Source organism: Streptomyces sp. NBC_01241, assembly GCF_041435435.1.
GTDB lineage: Bacteria > Actinomycetota > Actinomycetes > Streptomycetales > Streptomycetaceae > Streptomyces.
The window spans coordinates 8,842,911-8,856,951 of sequence record NZ_CP108494.1 but is presented as its reverse complement, the minus strand read 5'-3'; the positions used below and the strand labels follow the sequence as shown (position 1 = coordinate 8,856,951).

12 protein-coding genes and 1 pseudogene are annotated in these 14,041 nt (G+C 68.7%); 5 read left to right on the top strand and 8 right to left on the bottom strand.

All coding sequences use genetic code 11. The features are described from left to right. Positions 1-299: 299 nt before the first annotated feature. Positions 300-1,334, bottom strand: a complete 1,035-nt coding sequence (locus OG306_RS40160) for a group II intron maturase-specific domain-containing protein (RefSeq protein WP_266904718.1) — start codon at positions 1,332-1,334, stop codon at positions 300-302. Between the two features lie 115 nt (positions 1,335-1,449). On the opposite strand from OG306_RS40160, the gene OG306_RS40155 reads away from it, so the two are divergent. Both OG306_RS40155 and OG306_RS40150 read left to right on the top strand, forming a co-directional pair. After that, positions 1,450-1,797 (top strand): hypothetical protein, encoded by a 348-nt coding sequence (locus tag OG306_RS40155; RefSeq protein ID WP_266744339.1) that lies wholly within the window; start codon positions 1,450-1,452, stop codon positions 1,795-1,797. Positions 1,798-1,929: 132 nt separating this feature from the next. Beyond that, entirely contained in the window at positions 1,930-3,624 is a 1,695-nt protein-coding gene (locus OG306_RS40150) for a recombinase family protein (RefSeq protein WP_371666196.1), read from the top strand. Here the strand turns inward: OG306_RS40150 and OG306_RS40145 are convergent. From OG306_RS40145 to OG306_RS40120, 6 genes and pseudogenes are all read right to left on the bottom strand, one after another. Next, positions 3,539-4,375 carry a reverse transcriptase N-terminal domain-containing protein gene (locus OG306_RS40145; RefSeq protein WP_371666195.1) on the bottom strand — a complete coding sequence of 279 codons (837 nt, stop codon included), beginning with the start codon at positions 4,373-4,375 and terminating at the stop codon, positions 3,539-3,541. The genes OG306_RS40150 and OG306_RS40145 overlap by 86 nt on opposite strands. A 591-nt stretch (positions 4,376-4,966) precedes the next feature. Next, entirely contained in the window at positions 4,967-5,209 is a 243-nt protein-coding gene (locus OG306_RS40140) for a transposase (RefSeq protein ID WP_371666312.1), read from the bottom strand. A 6-nt stretch (positions 5,210-5,215) separates the two neighbouring features. After that, a complete protein-coding gene (locus OG306_RS40135) occupies positions 5,216-5,554 on the bottom strand; it encodes a hypothetical protein (RefSeq protein WP_371666318.1) in 339 nt (112 codons plus the stop codon). 715 nt (positions 5,555-6,269) lie between these two features. Next, positions 6,270-6,404, bottom strand: a pseudogene (locus OG306_RS40130) (transposase); the annotation flags it as partial. Positions 6,405-6,763: 359 nt separating this feature from the next. Beyond that, a complete protein-coding gene (locus OG306_RS40125) occupies positions 6,764-7,540 on the bottom strand; it encodes a GNAT family N-acetyltransferase (RefSeq protein ID WP_266752907.1) in 777 nt (258 codons plus the stop codon). A gap of 115 nt (positions 7,541-7,655) precedes the next feature. Continuing rightward, a complete protein-coding gene (locus OG306_RS40120) occupies positions 7,656-7,928 on the bottom strand; it encodes a helix-turn-helix domain-containing protein (protein WP_266752904.1) in 273 nt (90 codons plus the stop codon). Between the two features lie 1,396 nt (positions 7,929-9,324). Here OG306_RS40120 and tap point away from each other — a divergent pair. The 3 genes from tap to OG306_RS40105 all read left to right on the top strand — a co-directional run bounded on the left by tap (position 9,325) and on the right by OG306_RS40105 (position 12,967). Then, positions 9,325-11,424, top strand: a complete 2,100-nt coding sequence (gene tap / locus OG306_RS40115) for a telomere-associated protein Tap (protein WP_371666194.1) — start codon at positions 9,325-9,327, stop codon at positions 11,422-11,424. A 3-nt stretch (positions 11,425-11,427) separates the two neighbouring features. Further along, positions 11,428-11,988, top strand: coding sequence for a telomere-protecting terminal protein Tpg (tpg, locus tag OG306_RS40110; protein WP_327258282.1), 561 nt, complete (start codon positions 11,428-11,430; stop codon positions 11,986-11,988). A gap of 322 nt (positions 11,989-12,310) precedes the next feature. Continuing rightward, positions 12,311-12,967 carry a transposase gene (locus tag OG306_RS40105; protein ID WP_353963819.1) on the top strand — a complete coding sequence of 219 codons (657 nt, stop codon included), beginning with the start codon at positions 12,311-12,313 and terminating at the stop codon, positions 12,965-12,967. Here the strand turns inward: OG306_RS40105 and OG306_RS40100 are convergent. After that, a complete protein-coding gene (locus OG306_RS40100) occupies positions 12,877-14,034 on the bottom strand; it encodes an IS30 family transposase (RefSeq protein WP_432762221.1) in 1,158 nt (385 codons plus the stop codon). The genes OG306_RS40105 and OG306_RS40100 overlap by 91 nt on opposite strands. Positions 14,035-14,041 lie beyond the last annotated feature (7 nt).

The window sequence follows — 14,041 nt, the reverse complement described above, 5'->3', positions numbered from 1 at the left end:
GACTCTGGTGCGCAATTCCGGGTGGGTGGTCAGGCTGTGAGTCGGTAGCTGAGGCGGGTGAGGTTGCTGGTGCGGCTGCGGTCCAGTGGATGCTCGGTCCAGTGGGCGTCTAGGCGGACGACGTTGATCGCGGTGGCGGAGAAGGCGTGCTGGAGGCGGACTTTCGGCAGCCCGCGGTAGCGGGCCCGGCGGATGCCGGTGATGTCGAGTGCCTGTCGGGTAGCGGCGGCGCGTTGCCGCGCCGCCGCCCCCTGAGAACCGTGCGGGCGGGTTGGCCCCGCACACGGCTCAAGCAGGCCCTATGGCTCACGGGCGGGCAGAAGGCTGGGCCCCTTGCCGGTGGCGGTGACAAGCCGTTGTCGGCAGTGGGCGTGCAGGAGTTGGGCGGGTGGGGCGTCCGGTGTGCCCGGCCCGGTGATGACGATCGCCTTGCGGCTGATCGCTTTGCGGGTCGCCCGCAGCCACTGCTCCCACGCGATGGGGCTGGACGGCGGATGGTCAGCGTGCAGCAGAAGAGCCCCGCAGAGCGGACAGCGGCCGTTCTGGCGGTTGAGCAGGTGCCAGTCGGCCTTGTCGATCAGCGGGATCACGTCCTTGCGCCGCCGCCGGGCCCAGTACTCGGTCAGTGCCGGGTCATCCGGAGACGCCCCGAACTTGACGAGCTGGTGCCGGACGATCTTCGTCCACGCGAACTTGGTGAGGAACCGTCCGCTGCCGCGGTCTCCGAAGACCCACCGGTCACCCCGGCGGGGGTTGAACTCTCCGAAGTAGCGGTGCACGATCCAGTCCTTTGGCTTGTTCGCGTGTTCGTGCTTGGCCCACTTGTAGGCGAGCTGCCACACGTAGAAGTCCAGCGAGCTGAAGACCCTGCTGGACACCCCGATCCGGAAGTAGGCGGACCAGCCCCGGATGATCGGGTTGAGGGTCCTGATCACCGCCTCGGCATTGGACCCGCGCAGGTCCCACATCTCGGCGGCGAGCCGTTTCCGGATCCGTTTCACGGACGCCTTGCTGGGTTTGATCAGCAGTTTCCGGTTGCGATACAGCCGGACGTGGAAGCCCAGGAAGCAGAAGCCCTCGGTGAGGCGCACGATGCGCGTCTTGTCCTCGTTGAAGGCGAGCCCTCTGGGTTCCAGCCAGGCGGCGAGCCGCTGCTTGACCTCCTCGGCCTGCTCACGGCTGTGGCACATCGCCACCAGATCGTCTGCGTACCTCACCAGCACGGGGCTCTTGCGCATCACGCTCCCGGCGTGGATGCCGCTCGCGTGATACCGCACCCCGGCGGCCTCCTCCATTCCGTGCAGAGCCACGTTCATCAGCGCGGGGCTGATCACGCCCCCAACGCAATGGGCAACTTCTGCTTCGAGGTGACGCTCGGCTACCGGCGCTTGGAACTCCTTCCTCGCGCGGAGGGGTAAGGAGCGTCACAATGGGTAGTAGGTTTGTGACATGGTGCGTGGTGATCGTGTCGATAGCGTCGAGTACGCCCGGCGGGTCAACGCCGCCGCGGATCTGGTCGGGGCGGGTGCGCCCGTGGCCGCAGCCGCCCGCACGTTGGCGAGTAGGTACGGGGTGTCGGTGCGTCAGGCACGCCGGTATCTGGAGCAGGCCATGGCCGCTGGACATCTCGAAGTCCCCGAGTCGAGCGTGGTGTTCACTGTCAAGCTGCCGGAATCGCTGGCAGGACAGATCCGCGCCCGTGCCCACGAGAGCGACCGGGCGATCTCCGCGGTGGTGGCCCAGGCCCTGGCCGAATTCCTTGAGCGGGGTGCCCCGGAGGGGCGGCCGGGCAGGTGAGCGGCCGGCCGGTGGAGGTGGAGGCGGTCTTCGACCGTCATGCGGCGGCGGACTTGTCCGCGGCCTATGCGGCGTTGGTTCCGCAGCGGCGGGCCCGGATACGGGATCGCCTGGAGCAGGCAGGAGTGAGCGATGACCAGCGTGGCGATCTACGCCCGGGTGTCCTCGGCCCGGCAGAAGAAGGACCAGACGATCAGCTCGCAGACCGCGGCCCTGCGCGCGCACGTCGCAGAACAGCGTCTTGAGCTGCCCGAGGAGTGGGTGTTCGAGGACGAGGGGCACTCCGGGGCGACCCTGGTGCGGCCCGCGCTGGAGCGGCTGCGCGACCTGGTCGCCCAGGTCGGCGTGGATGTGGTGCTGTGCTATGCGCCCGACCGCCTCGCCCGCAAGTTCGCTTACCAGGCCCTGCTGGTCGAGGAGTTCGCCCGGGCAGGCACCCGGGTGGAGTTCGTCCGCGGCCCACGCGGCGACAGCCCCGAGGACCAGCTGATGGTCCAGTTCCAGGGCATGTTCGCCGAGTACGAGAAGGCCCAGCTGATGGAACGCTACCGGCGCGGGAAGACCTACCGGGCCCGCTCGGGGGCGGTGAACGTGCTGGGCGGAGCCCCGTTCGGCTACCGCTACCTGCGCAAGACCCCCGAGTGCGGGGCCACCTACGAGATCGTCGAGTCCGAGGCGGCGCTGGTGGTCGAGCTGTTCCGCCGCTATACCGACGACGGGGTCTCCATCGCGGACCTGACCCGCTGGCTCACCGACAGCGGCACTCCCACCCGCACCGGCAAGACCCGCTGGGACCGCAGCGTGGTCTGGGGCATGCTCAAAAACCCCGCCTACCAAGGGCAGGCAGCCTTCGGCAAGACCCAGATCCTCCACGAGTCCCCGGGCCTGAACCGCCGGGCCCGCCTGGAGGGCCGCAGTACTCCGCGCGCCGTCAAGACCGCCGACCGCCCCCGCGAGGAGTGGATCACCATCCCCGTTCCCGCGCTCGTCACCCCGGCCACCTTCGAACGCGCCGCCCAGCGGCTCGCCGACAACAAGCGCTTCGCTTCGCGCAACAGCAAGGTCCCCTCCCTGCTTCAGGGGCTGTCGGCGTGTGTGAGCTGCGGATACGGCTACTACCGCACCTCGACCACTACTTCCTCCGGCAAGAAGATCTACTACTACCGGTGCCTGGGCTCCGACGACTACCGCTACGCGGGCGGCCGGGTCTGCACCAACAAGCCCGTCCGCGCCGACTACCTCGACACCGTCGTCTGGGACCACATCATCGGCATGATCGCCGACCCGCACCTGATCCGGTCCGAGATCGACAAGCGGCTGGACCGTGCCCGCACCTCCGACCCCGCCACCCGCCAGCGCAGCCGTCTCGAACTGGCCCTGGCCAAGGCCACCGCAGCGATCACGCGCATGATCGAGGCGTTCCAGGAACAGCTCGTCACCATCGATGAACTGCGGGCCCGGATGCCCGGCCTGCGGGCCCGGGAGAGTAACCTGCGTGGCCAACTCGACGCGCTGGAAGCCCAGCTCGCCGACCGCGACGCCTACCTCAAGCTCGCTGACGACCTCGAAGGCTTCCTCGCCCAGCTCCGCGAGAACGCTGGGACAGCCGAGGTCCCCGAGCGCCAGCGCGTCCTGAGGCTCCTCGTCAAGGACGTCCTCGTCGGCCCCGAGAAGATCACCATCCGGCACCGCATACCCGTGCGTGAGCGCACCGCCGACGACCAGCATCAAGATCAAGACGCTACGGAGGGTGACTCATGCCCGAGTTACCCATTGCGTTGGGGGCGTGATCACACCGCCCTGGGGAGTTCCCCCCGGTCTCGGTGAGCCGACCGTCCTCGACCACACCGGCCCGCAGCCACTGCGCGACCAGTTCCCGCGCGGGAAACGTGCCGAGCCGCCGGAGCAAGTGATCATGGTCGATCCGGTCGAATGCCGCCGCCAGGTCCGCGTCAAGTACCCATGGCCGACCAGGGTTGGGGCCCCGGCAGGTCAGAAAGATGGACTCGATCGCGTCATGACAGCCACGGCCGGGCCTGAATCCGTAGGACCTCGGCTCGAACCGTGCCTCCCACTCGGGCTCCAGAGCACCAAGGACCACAGCCTGAAGACAGCGGTCCAAGATCACGGGAATGCCGAGCGGACGCCGACGCCCGTCGGGCTTCGGCACATACACCCGTCTGACGGGCCGGGCCGTCCACGACTCGGAGCGGTGCTGCACCCAGTCGGCCACCTCGGCCTTGCCGGGCGCGGTCAGCACCACCTTGCCGTCGACGCCCGCCGTCTCGCGGCCAGCGTTGACCTCCGTCACCCGCCGCACCGCATGCAGTGCGTTGGCGCGGGAACGGAGCATCAGCTTCTGCAAATTGCGGACCCTCTTCAGGTCCCCTGCCTGTGACGCCGTGAAGATCCTCTGCCGCAGCCGCCGTACGTCGTCATCCACCCGCTGCCAGTCGATCGACAGCCAGTCGGTGACATCGTCCTCGGGTCCGTTCACCACCGCGATCACAGCCGGAGCGGCATCTGCCATCCCGGCCTCCTTCACCGCCTTGGTGTCCAACTTGTCCCTCGGTTCCATCGCCTTCGGTCATCGTCACTTCACAGGCCCACCAGACCCACGTCAGCACCCTTTCGGGTCCGGGCAGCTGCCCGTATCCGGCCGGTTATACGAGACGACCGGCGGAGGGGCCGGTCATCGTGTCCCGCTTTCCCGCTGCCTTTCGGCCGCCGGCGTTCGCTTCTTGGGTCCTCCTGTTCCCGCCGGGGAGTTGAGCTCTCCTCGCGGTCGGCCAACCGGGCACCGGATAACCGGCCCCGGACCCCGACGGGGTTTCCGCGTTGCACACGTACGAGATCCGACTGGGGTGGGCGCCCCCTATGCCCCGGGAACAGCGGTGTCCTACGACTGCAACTCACCTCTTACAGTCGCCGCTTGCCGCCTCTCAACGGCCGGTTCCTGGACTCCGGCAGAGCGATCCATCATCCGGAGCTGATACCTGACGAGACATCAACCAGGGGTTCACTCGTCGTTCGCCCGTCCAGTCTTCCCCTTCGCCTGTGGTCCCCGGATGGCACGGGCACCCTTGGGCTTGACCCCCTGAGCTCCGCACCCCGCGGTTACCCGCAACGCACGTCAGGGTGGGGACAGACCCTGGACACTGGCCCGGAACTACACCTTCAACATCGAACCTCCACTCGGTGTGTTCACTCGTATCGTGCGCCCTCGTGTCGCACGGTTGATGGTTCCTTCCACTCCGGCCCGCAGGGCGTACTTGTCCTTCCAGGTCTTGGTCTTCTGTTCGGCGCGGGCGGCGGCGAGGACGGTGTGCAGGTGCTCGGGGTAGAGGGTGAGCATGCGGTTGCCGCGCCGGGCCGAGGTGCACTCGGGTCGGACGGGGGCATGCTTCGGCAGTCCGTCTTAGCGAACTCGACGACGATGGCGTCTCCGTTCGCGTTGTCCTGCACCGCGCCATCCGGTGCTGGTGTTGCCCTGGGGGCAGCGGACCCGTCGGGCTTTCCAGTCGATCCGGAAGGCGCTCTTGTCGTAGCCGGCGTGGCTCTTGGCCTGGGCGGATCGGTCGAGGAGGACGGGAGTGACCATGACGGTTCCGCGGCTGCGGGCGGTCTCGATCAGTTCGGCGGAGGGGTAACCGGAGTCCAGGTAGTGCTCGGCGGGCGGCAGGCCGCGGTCGGCGAGTTGTTGCTGGATCGGCGCGGTGGCCTTCACGTCCGGCACCGTCGACAGGGTGGTGGTCACATCCGTGATCAGGTTCGGCCGTCCCCGGACTTCGGCTTCGGCTTCGGCTTCGGCTTCGGCTTCGGCTTCGGCTTCGGGGGGTGTTGTCGCAGCTCTCGGTGAGATGGACCTTGTAGCCGAGCCAGAACAGGTCGTCGCCCTTGGCGGACCAGCGGGCGTCGGTGTCGTAGGGCGAGGCGAGGCGGAGATGGCCGGGCGGGACACCGTCCTCGTCGGCTTCCCGCTTGCTGACCACCTCCTTGCCCCGGCTGCTGGTGCGGACGGTGTAGGTCTGCACGAGGACTTGGCGCATGATGTCCACGGCCCCGATCTCCCGCAGCCAGGCCGGCGCGTCGGGCGACCAGACGGCCCGGCACAGCCGCAACGCGTCCTGTCCGTAGACCTGGGACAACTGGTCGCGCTTGACCTTGGAGCCGGGCAGTTTCCAGCTGTCGACCCGAGGTCCGTAGCGGTGGGCGAACTCCGGCACGTCCACGGCCCGGGCCAGCCAGTCCGGTGCCGCGACCGACAGCGCCTCCAGCGCAGCCCGCACGCTCTCCCCGGCCAGCTCCAACCGGTTCAAGTCCCGTACCGCGCTGACCACATGGGTGGAATCGGTGCGCTGCTTTCCTCCCGCGGCCACCAGCCCGGCGTCCACGCAGTACTCAAGGAGCCGGTCGAAGACGACACGCTCCATGCCGTTGCCGACCAGGCGGGCCCGGAACCGGGGCAGCACACTGTGGTCGAAGCCGGTGTCCGTCAGCTCCAGGCCGAGGGCGTACTTCCAGTCGATGGCCCGTATCGCCATCGCCGCGGCCTGCCGATCAGTCAAATTCTCCGCGAACTGCAACACCGTGACCAGCGACAGCATCCCCGGCGACAGACCCGGCGCCCCACGCACCCCGAACGCCTCGGCGAACGGCTCATCGGTGAAGACCTCCCCGAGCCGGTCCCGCACCCGGATCGCCAAACTCCCCTGCGGGAACGCCGCCCGCGCGACCCGCACCGTCTGCTCCGGCACCGGCGGCAGCCCCATCGGCCGCAACGACATCACAACCCACCCTCCACGGCCGGACGACACGTAACGACCGCAGGAACGATCATCACCTACCGGTCAAGCAGCCGCAGAGAATTGCGCACCAGAGTCCTCCAGGCCCGGGAGGTTCCTCACCCCTGCCCGGCCGAAGTGCTCCAGCCCGCGAGCGAGAAGCGTTGAGCAGGGGGTACCGGCTACGGCTTGTACACGTACGGGGTCGTGGTGCTCAGAGCGGCGAAGCCGAGCCGCTGCAGGATCGGGCGGCTCTGGTCGGAGGCGTCCACCTGCAGGTAGTGGTAGCCGTGCTCGGCGGCGATCTCGGCGCGGTGCGCAACCAGCGCCCGGTAGATCCCCCGGCCGCGCCAGGCGGGTACGGTGCCGCCGCCCCAGAGGCTGGCGAACTCGGTGCCCGGGTGTAGTTCCATCCGCGCCCCGCAGACCGGCATGTCGCCGGCCATCGCGACGACCATGCTGACCGCCCCCGGGCTCTCGGCCAGCATGTCGAGCAGGCTCGGCCGCAACCAGTCCGCAGTCGTCTCGAACGCCCCCTCGTGCGCGGACAGCATGAGCTCCACGTCGGCTGGGGTAGTCACCGGGTGCAGCCGGACACCCTCGGGCAGTCCGCTGCCATCGGGCAGGTCGGCGATCCGGGCGATCATCAGGGCCTCGTCGGGCTCAGCCTCGAACCCGGCCGCCAGCAGCAGCTCGCCGAGATCCTCCGGCTGGTCGTGCGAGTAGAGCTTCCACTCGAACTCACGGCCCAGCTCGGTGAAGTACTGCACCTGCTCGGCGATCGCCGGCCGCGCCGTGGCCTGGTCCAGGCCGGACCAGACGACCGCGCTCCAGCCGCCCTCGACGCCGACCTGCCGCACCACCTTGCCGACCCGCTCGACCCGGGCGCCGGGCGCGTCGGCGAGGGTATCCCGCCGCATCTGACGGTCGAAGAGGGCGAGTACCTCAGAAGTATCCATCCGCGCATTTCAGCACGGGCGAGAGGGTTCACCAAGCGGATTTCCGCCCACCTGAGGGGGCCGGGTCAGCCGCCGCAAGAACAACGGATATCGCTGACCTGGGGCGATGCCGTGGTTACTTTGCCGACTGCGCTGGGCGGGGCAGTGCGGCTGCCCCTGTCGGCTCGGCGAGCGCGAGTCGTCCGCCCTTCAGCTCGGGCACGTACTTGCAGATCGTGTCGCGGGAGACGCCGAGGAACTTGGCGATCGAGGAGACGGAGTTCTCTGGGTGAGTGAGCAGGTCGCGGGCGTGGCGCACCTGTTCCTCGGTCATGGCCGGCGGGCGGCCGAGCCGGGCGCCGCGGGCGCGGGCGGCGACGCTCCGCCCGAATCGCCCCGCTCCCGGCATCTTGCGGGCGTCGCACGCCGGTGGACGCCCGGCCTCCACCGGTGGCCTTGGCCTTCCCGGTATCGACCACCGCAACCCGGGGCTGTGGGGTGGCTGGGGACTGCATCAGCGCCCAAACCAGGGCGGCAATACCGGTGGCGCCCTGGACCGAGGCGGCAACCAACTGGCCGGTATCTGGGCTGTCCAGCAGCCAGAAGAACGGCGTCGACACGGTCAACACGACCGCCGCCACCATGACCGTGATCTTCCTACGTCGCGACACACCCACTCGCCCCCTCCCCGCAGCCGACGAACGCGCGCCCTCAGCAGCATGGATGAACTTCAACTGTTAGCACAGGACGCCTCTGCACAACCACCAGGTCCCCGCTCGCGTTGGAACTCACCGTCCCAGCGCCGCCCGGCACAGGTGGCAGGGTTCAGAACGGCCCCGCTACCGCTTTGCCTGCATCGGCGGAAGCTCCGCCTTCTCCCGGTCCCGGGGTGGGGTCGGCTGGTCATCCAGCGGGGCCCGAGGGCCGGGCATGGTGGCCGCAGCGAGGTTGAGACGGGCGTCCATGTCGAAATTGGCCTCTCCTACGGGCGGACATGGGACCAGAAGAGCGGGGTCGGTCGAAAGCGCCGGTCCGGCGGGCGAGGAGCTCTGCCGCACTCCGGTTCACCGAGGATGTCTTGGAGCATGAGGGTGTTGACGTAGACCGCTTCCTTGAGGTCGCCCCGGCGCCGGAGGCGTCCTCGCCCTCCGTACCGCCACATGGTCGGGTCCGGCGTCGTCGTCCTGGTCGGTTGCCGGCGGCCGCCGGAGCCGGCCAGCCGCTCGATGGTCCTCCGCCGTCAGCCCCGTGAGGAGATCTGCGCAGTCAGCGACTCCTCGGGCGCCCGCAGGGCAGCCGCCACGATCCGGTCGCACCGGCCCGGCGTGGGCGGTTCCATGCTCTCCATGCGGCAATGTGCCGGCAGCTCCACCCGGACCTGCTCGGGCCTGCGTTCCTTGTGCGCAACGTGCTCGGCCGGATACGCCGTCAGCTTCTCCGCGTCCGCGACGCTGCACTCGCGGAAGCCGAGGTGCTCCCGGACCTACGCACGGTGGTACTCGACCGTACGGCCCGTCCAGTCGTAGGAATCCAGCGCCGTGACCGCCGCACCTGCACAAGACCGTAACTCTCCAGAACCTGCCTGCACATGACCGGGACAGAGCCTCACATGCCTATAGAAGAGCGGGACTGCCTGCACATCGCAGAAACAGGACAGAAAAATCCGTCAACTCACCCTTTACGTACGGGTGTTCGCTTCTGACGCGCTCCTCTGACGTCAGATTGGCAGACTTGTGGACGGGTTAAATGTTTGAGTTAAACGCAAGGGTAAATTCTGCTACTGTCCAGACTGGAGGTAGAGACACATGGCATCTGAGGAAGAGCTGTTCGCGTCCGTCGACGCTCTGTTGAACGAGGAGCCGCACCTGCCGCCTCCGGCGGAGCGGGCCCGGCTGCGTGAGGCCGCCGGTATCACCCAGGCCCGCCTCGCTACCGCGTTGAAGACGACGACCCAGTCTGTGAAGAACTGGGAGAACGGCCGAAGCGAGCCGAAGTCGCCGCGCCTTGATGCCTACCAGCGGCTGCTGAACGGGTGGGCGGCGAAGTATCCGGCCCCCGGTGCCGTCCCGGCTGCCGCGACGGTGCCGGCAGCGTTGGCCGCACCGACCGCGTCCGAGGTGGAGTCGGCAGACGCCCCGCAGTCTGTCGACGTTCCAGGTGCGGAGCCGGCGCGTCTCGCCACCCGGGCCGGCGTGACATCGCGGCGTCCGGCCCCTCAAAAGGCTGCAAGGCCGGTAGCCGATCCGCGGTTCCCGCATGGCCCGCTCGCGGTGCTGGGCGGTGGCGGCTCCGCGTACGGTGTCGATGGCATCGTGCTCGACTGCCCGGCGACAAGCGTGGTGGAGCTGGTGGAGTGGACGCTGCGCGAGTCCGGGCTCGGTGCGGCGCGTCTGCACCGCAACGGCAAGGACAGCGACCCGCTGATCGTGCTCACCGCCGCGGCCGCCGTGAAGCTCGGACTGCCCGAGCGCTTGGAGGGCCATGAGCAGCGCCGCTCCCTGCGCCTTGCAGAGGATCACCCGGTGGTCAAGCAGGTGGTGGAGGCGAAATGGCGGCTCACCCAGCGCGGGTTCGGGCCGTGGGCAAGGATCTACCGCAAGGTCCAGGGGCGCGAGCGGCAGTGCGTGCAGCTGGCGATCCTGTCGTGGGACGCCCTCGATGAGCGGTCCTGGCCCGGCGTTGCGCAGATGGAGCCGGCCGACATCGCCCGCGTCCTGGGCATCTATGCCCAGCGGGTCATCACGCCGCGCGGGTCGACTGCCGTGTCCGGGCTGGAGCTGATGACGGCGCTGCGCCCGCCCACCCGCGCGGTGCAGGACCCGGCGACGGGGAACTGGGTGCCCGGCCACAATCCCGGCTCGCTGGGGGCGGAGCCGATGGACCCGGCGCCGCCGGAGGCCACCGCCGAACACCCCGTCGTCGTCGACAGCGGCTGGAGCGGCGGGTTCCTCAACGAGGAGGCGTACCAGTGGGTGCGCGACGTCAGCCTGCTGACGGATGAGGAGTGCACGCTGCCCTACGCGGTCGGCCTCGACCTGAACACCGCCTTTCTCGCCGCAGCGGCCCGCCTGGTCGTCGGCCTGTCCGCGCCGGACCACTTCCGTGCCCCGACGTTCAACCCGAAGATCCCCGGGAGCTGGCTGGTCGATCTGTCCCACGTCGAGGTGGACCCGCGTCTGCCCTCGCCGTTCACGCCGGACGGCAGCCGCCCGGCCGGGCCGGCCTGGTACCAGACGCACACCGTCGCCTACGCCCAGGAACTCGGCTACAACGTCGCTCCGCTGGAGGGGTACCTGCGCCGCGAGACCGGCGCCTACCTCGATCCGTGGCACGACCGGTTGAAGACCGCCTACGTCGACACCCTCGCCGACCTCGGCGTCACCAAAGATCTGGACGACGCTGAGTTCCTCGCTGCGATGGAGCAGCACAAGGACGTGGACCCGGCGATGGCGGCCGTCCTCGCGGCCATCAAGGCGACCGTCAAGGGCGGTATCGGCAAGCTGCGCGAACGCCCGCAGGGCAAGAAGTACCAGGAGGGCGAGCGGTGGCCGGCCCTCCAGCGGCCGACCTGGCGTCCCGACATCCGCGCCGCCGTCATCTCCAAGGCCCGCATCAACATGCACCGCAAACTGCGCAACATGGCCACCATGACGGGCCTGTACCCACTCGCCGTACTCTCCGACTGCGTCGTCTACCCCAGCCCGGGCGACTCGCCGCTGGACTTCCTGCCCTACGCCGCGTCCGGCAAGCCGCAGCCCGGCGGCTTCCGACTCGGACCCACCCCGGGCCTGGCCAAGCTCGAGGGCGTCCAGTCCATGCTCTGGGCCGTCGACCTCATGGAACAGGGCTACAACCCCGCCCGCCACATCAAGGGCGGCGACGCCGTCCTCGACGAAGGAGAGTAGGCCGTGGCCGGAGAGATCGACGAGGCGATCGAGCGGGCCGACCGGGAGAGCTTCACCCGCCAGCCGCCCAAGACCCTCAAGGGCCAGATCGGCTACCTGATCCGGCAGTTGGGCAGCGCCAAGGCCGTTGCGCAGGAAATCGGGGTCACCGCCGACTCCGTCAACCGCTACCGGCGCGGCGCCCGCAAACACGCCCGCCCCGACGTCGCCGCCAAGATCAACGACGCCGCACGGCAGCGCTGGCAGCCCCAGGTCCGCAAACGCCGACAGCAACAAGCCGCCACCACCACCGGGATCACCGTGGAGACCAGGGCCCGCTTCGGGTACACCGCATCCATCGGCACGACCGACGACGGGCGCTTCCGCCGCCTCACCGTGCACCTCCCCCCGGCGTACGCGCAGCGCCTCTTCGACGCCCGCAACACTGGCGCCGGCGACCAGCAGATGCGCCAGATCATCGCCGAAGGACTCAAAGAGATCTACTTCCAGGACGGCGGAGCCCGCGCTATGGGGCTCTCCGACGTCACCCTCAACGACATCGACTACCTCGACCTCGACTACTGACCTCGCGCCGGCTCGCAGGCCAACACCTGCTTGTGACTGAGCGCTTCAATTGGCCAGTGAGTAGCTGAGTTGGCCGGCTGAGCAGAGGTGGCCCTGTCTTCGCCTTCCGAGCGTTCACCTCACGAGCGGACTCGTGCGTACGACCGCGCCGAAAATGCGATGACCTGCGGTGACGGAACGTGGCATGCTCGCCGCATGTCCAACGACATCGCCTATCCCGTCTTTCGGACACCCGACCCCGCACTCGCCCTGAGCGTCGCGCGTCGCCTCATGGGGGTCTGTACGGTAACCGGTGTAACTCCCGAGCTGGAAGCGACAGTTGATGACTGACGTGATGAGTGACATCAAGGCCGGGGAGGCCGCCGTGGGTGCGCTGGATGCTGTGGATGACAGTCTGGTTGCCGAACTGGTGGCCCGGGCCCAGGCCGGCGGAGTGAAGCTGACCGGCGAGGGCGGCCTTCTGGCGGAGCTGACGCGCAAGGTGCTGGAGTCCGCGCTGGAGGGTGAGCTGACCGACCACCTCGGACACGAGCCCGGTGAACGGGTCGAGGGCGGCCGGGAGAATTACCGCAACGGCCACCGGTCCAAGACCGTGACCACCGAGGTCGGCCCGGTGGAGATCGCGGTGCCGCGGGACCGGGCGGGCACGTTCGAACCGCAGCTGGTCAAGAAGCGCCAGCGGCGCCTGGGCGGCGTGGACGAGATGGTCCTGTCCCTGTCCGCGAAGGGCCTTACCCACGGCGAGATCTCCGCCCACCTGGCCGAGGTCTACGGCACGGAGGTCTCCAAGACCACTGTCTCCACGATCACCGACAGCGTGATGGCCGGCATGGCCGAATGGCAGAACCGTCCCCTGGACAGCGGGCGGTTTCTAGCGGTGATTGCGAATCACGGAAACTGTGATGCTATGCCCCAGTCTTGCATGACCTCGGACGGAGTACGGTCTCCCAGGACCATTCGGGGGCGCTCGTTGAGCTGACGGGCCACGGCCGTCAGGTTGCGCAGGGAGTGGACCGTAAGGTCGGTGCCCTTGGGGAAGTACTGCCGCAGCAGCCCGTTGATGTTCTCGTTGGTGCCGCGCTGCCAGGGAGAATGAGGATCGCAGAAATAGATCCGGAAGCCGGAGAGGGCCTCTATCTCTTCATGGAGCACGAGCTCGCGCCCCTGGTCCCAGGTCAGGGTCCGCCGCAACGCTCGTGGCAGATCGGCGGTCTGCGAGACCAGGGCGTCGCGCATCGGCTGGGCCTTCCAGCCGTGCGGCAGGTGGATCAGGCGAACGAAGCGGGTCGTGCGGTCGACGAGGGTGCCTATAGCGGACCGCTGAGCGCGTCCGATGATGAGGTCTCCCTCCCAATCGCCGGGCGTTTCACGATCGTTGACCGTGGCGGGTCGGTCATGGACGAGCGTCATGTTCTTGATCTTGTTGGGTGAGACGACGCCACGGCGTTGCCGCTTGCGGCGGGTGCGTCCGGTGCGCAGTCGGCCCTCACGCTTGCCCAGAAGGCCAGCGAACAGGCCACGGTAGATCGTCTCCGGACAGGCCCGCATGCGAGGGTTGTTCGGGTGCTCGCGTGCGAGGTGTCGAGCAATCTGCTGCGGGGACCACTTCTCGTCGAGCTTCTCGCGCACTGCCGCGCGCAGGGGTCCGTGGTCGCGGAGTTTCTCTTCTTTGGGGCGTTGGCGACGCAGGAGCGCCTGGTTGTGTGCCCACCAGGGTTCGTACTCCCCGTTCTCCTTCCGGCCGCGTCCAATCTCCCGGTAGACCGTCGAAACGCTCTTGCCGATCTCGGCGGCGATGACGACCGGGCTCCGCCCGGCGCGCAGACCGTCGGCGATGGCGATCCGGTCGTCCTGGGTCAGGAAGCGTGGCGAGATGGGAGGGTCAGGAATGATCATGCTTCCAGCATCGATGAACCAGTTGGACCCGCAGCTCACCGATACGCCCACTTGGCGGGCGGCCGCTGCCCCCTTCAGGCCCTTGCGCCGCAGCTCGAAGTACCGCCGTCTGGCCGACGACGGCATGCGATTGGCTCCTCCACGAGGCATGCGAACC

What these genes read in the sequence shown, in the direction of transcription:
- OG306_RS40155 (WP_266744339.1), top strand. Translation starts at nt 1,450, where the DNA reads ATGGTGCGTGGTGATCGTGTCGATAGCGTCGAGTACGCCCGGCGGGTC.
- OG306_RS40150 (WP_371666196.1), top strand. Translation starts at nt 1,930, where the DNA reads ATGACCAGCGTGGCGATCTACGCCCGGGTGTCCTCGGCCCGGCAGAAG.
- OG306_RS40145 (WP_371666195.1), bottom strand. Translation starts at nt 4,375, where the DNA reads ATGGAACCGAGGGACAAGTTGGACACCAAGGCGGTGAAGGAGGCCGGG.
- OG306_RS40125 (WP_266752907.1), bottom strand. Translation starts at nt 7,540, where the DNA reads ATGGATACTTCTGAGGTACTCGCCCTCTTCGACCGTCAGATGCGGCGG.
- OG306_RS40120 (WP_266752904.1), bottom strand. Translation starts at nt 7,928, where the DNA reads ATGCCGGGAGCGGGGCGATTCGGGCGGAGCGTCGCCGCCCGCGCCCGC.
- tap (WP_371666194.1), top strand. Translation starts at nt 9,325, where the DNA reads ATGGCATCTGAGGAAGAGCTGTTCGCGTCCGTCGACGCTCTGTTGAAC.
- OG306_RS40105 (WP_353963819.1), top strand. Translation starts at nt 12,311, where the DNA reads ATGACTGACGTGATGAGTGACATCAAGGCCGGGGAGGCCGCCGTGGGT.
- OG306_RS40100 (WP_432762221.1), bottom strand. Translation starts at nt 14,034, where the DNA reads ATGCCTCGTGGAGGAGCCAATCGCATGCCGTCGTCGGCCAGACGGCGG.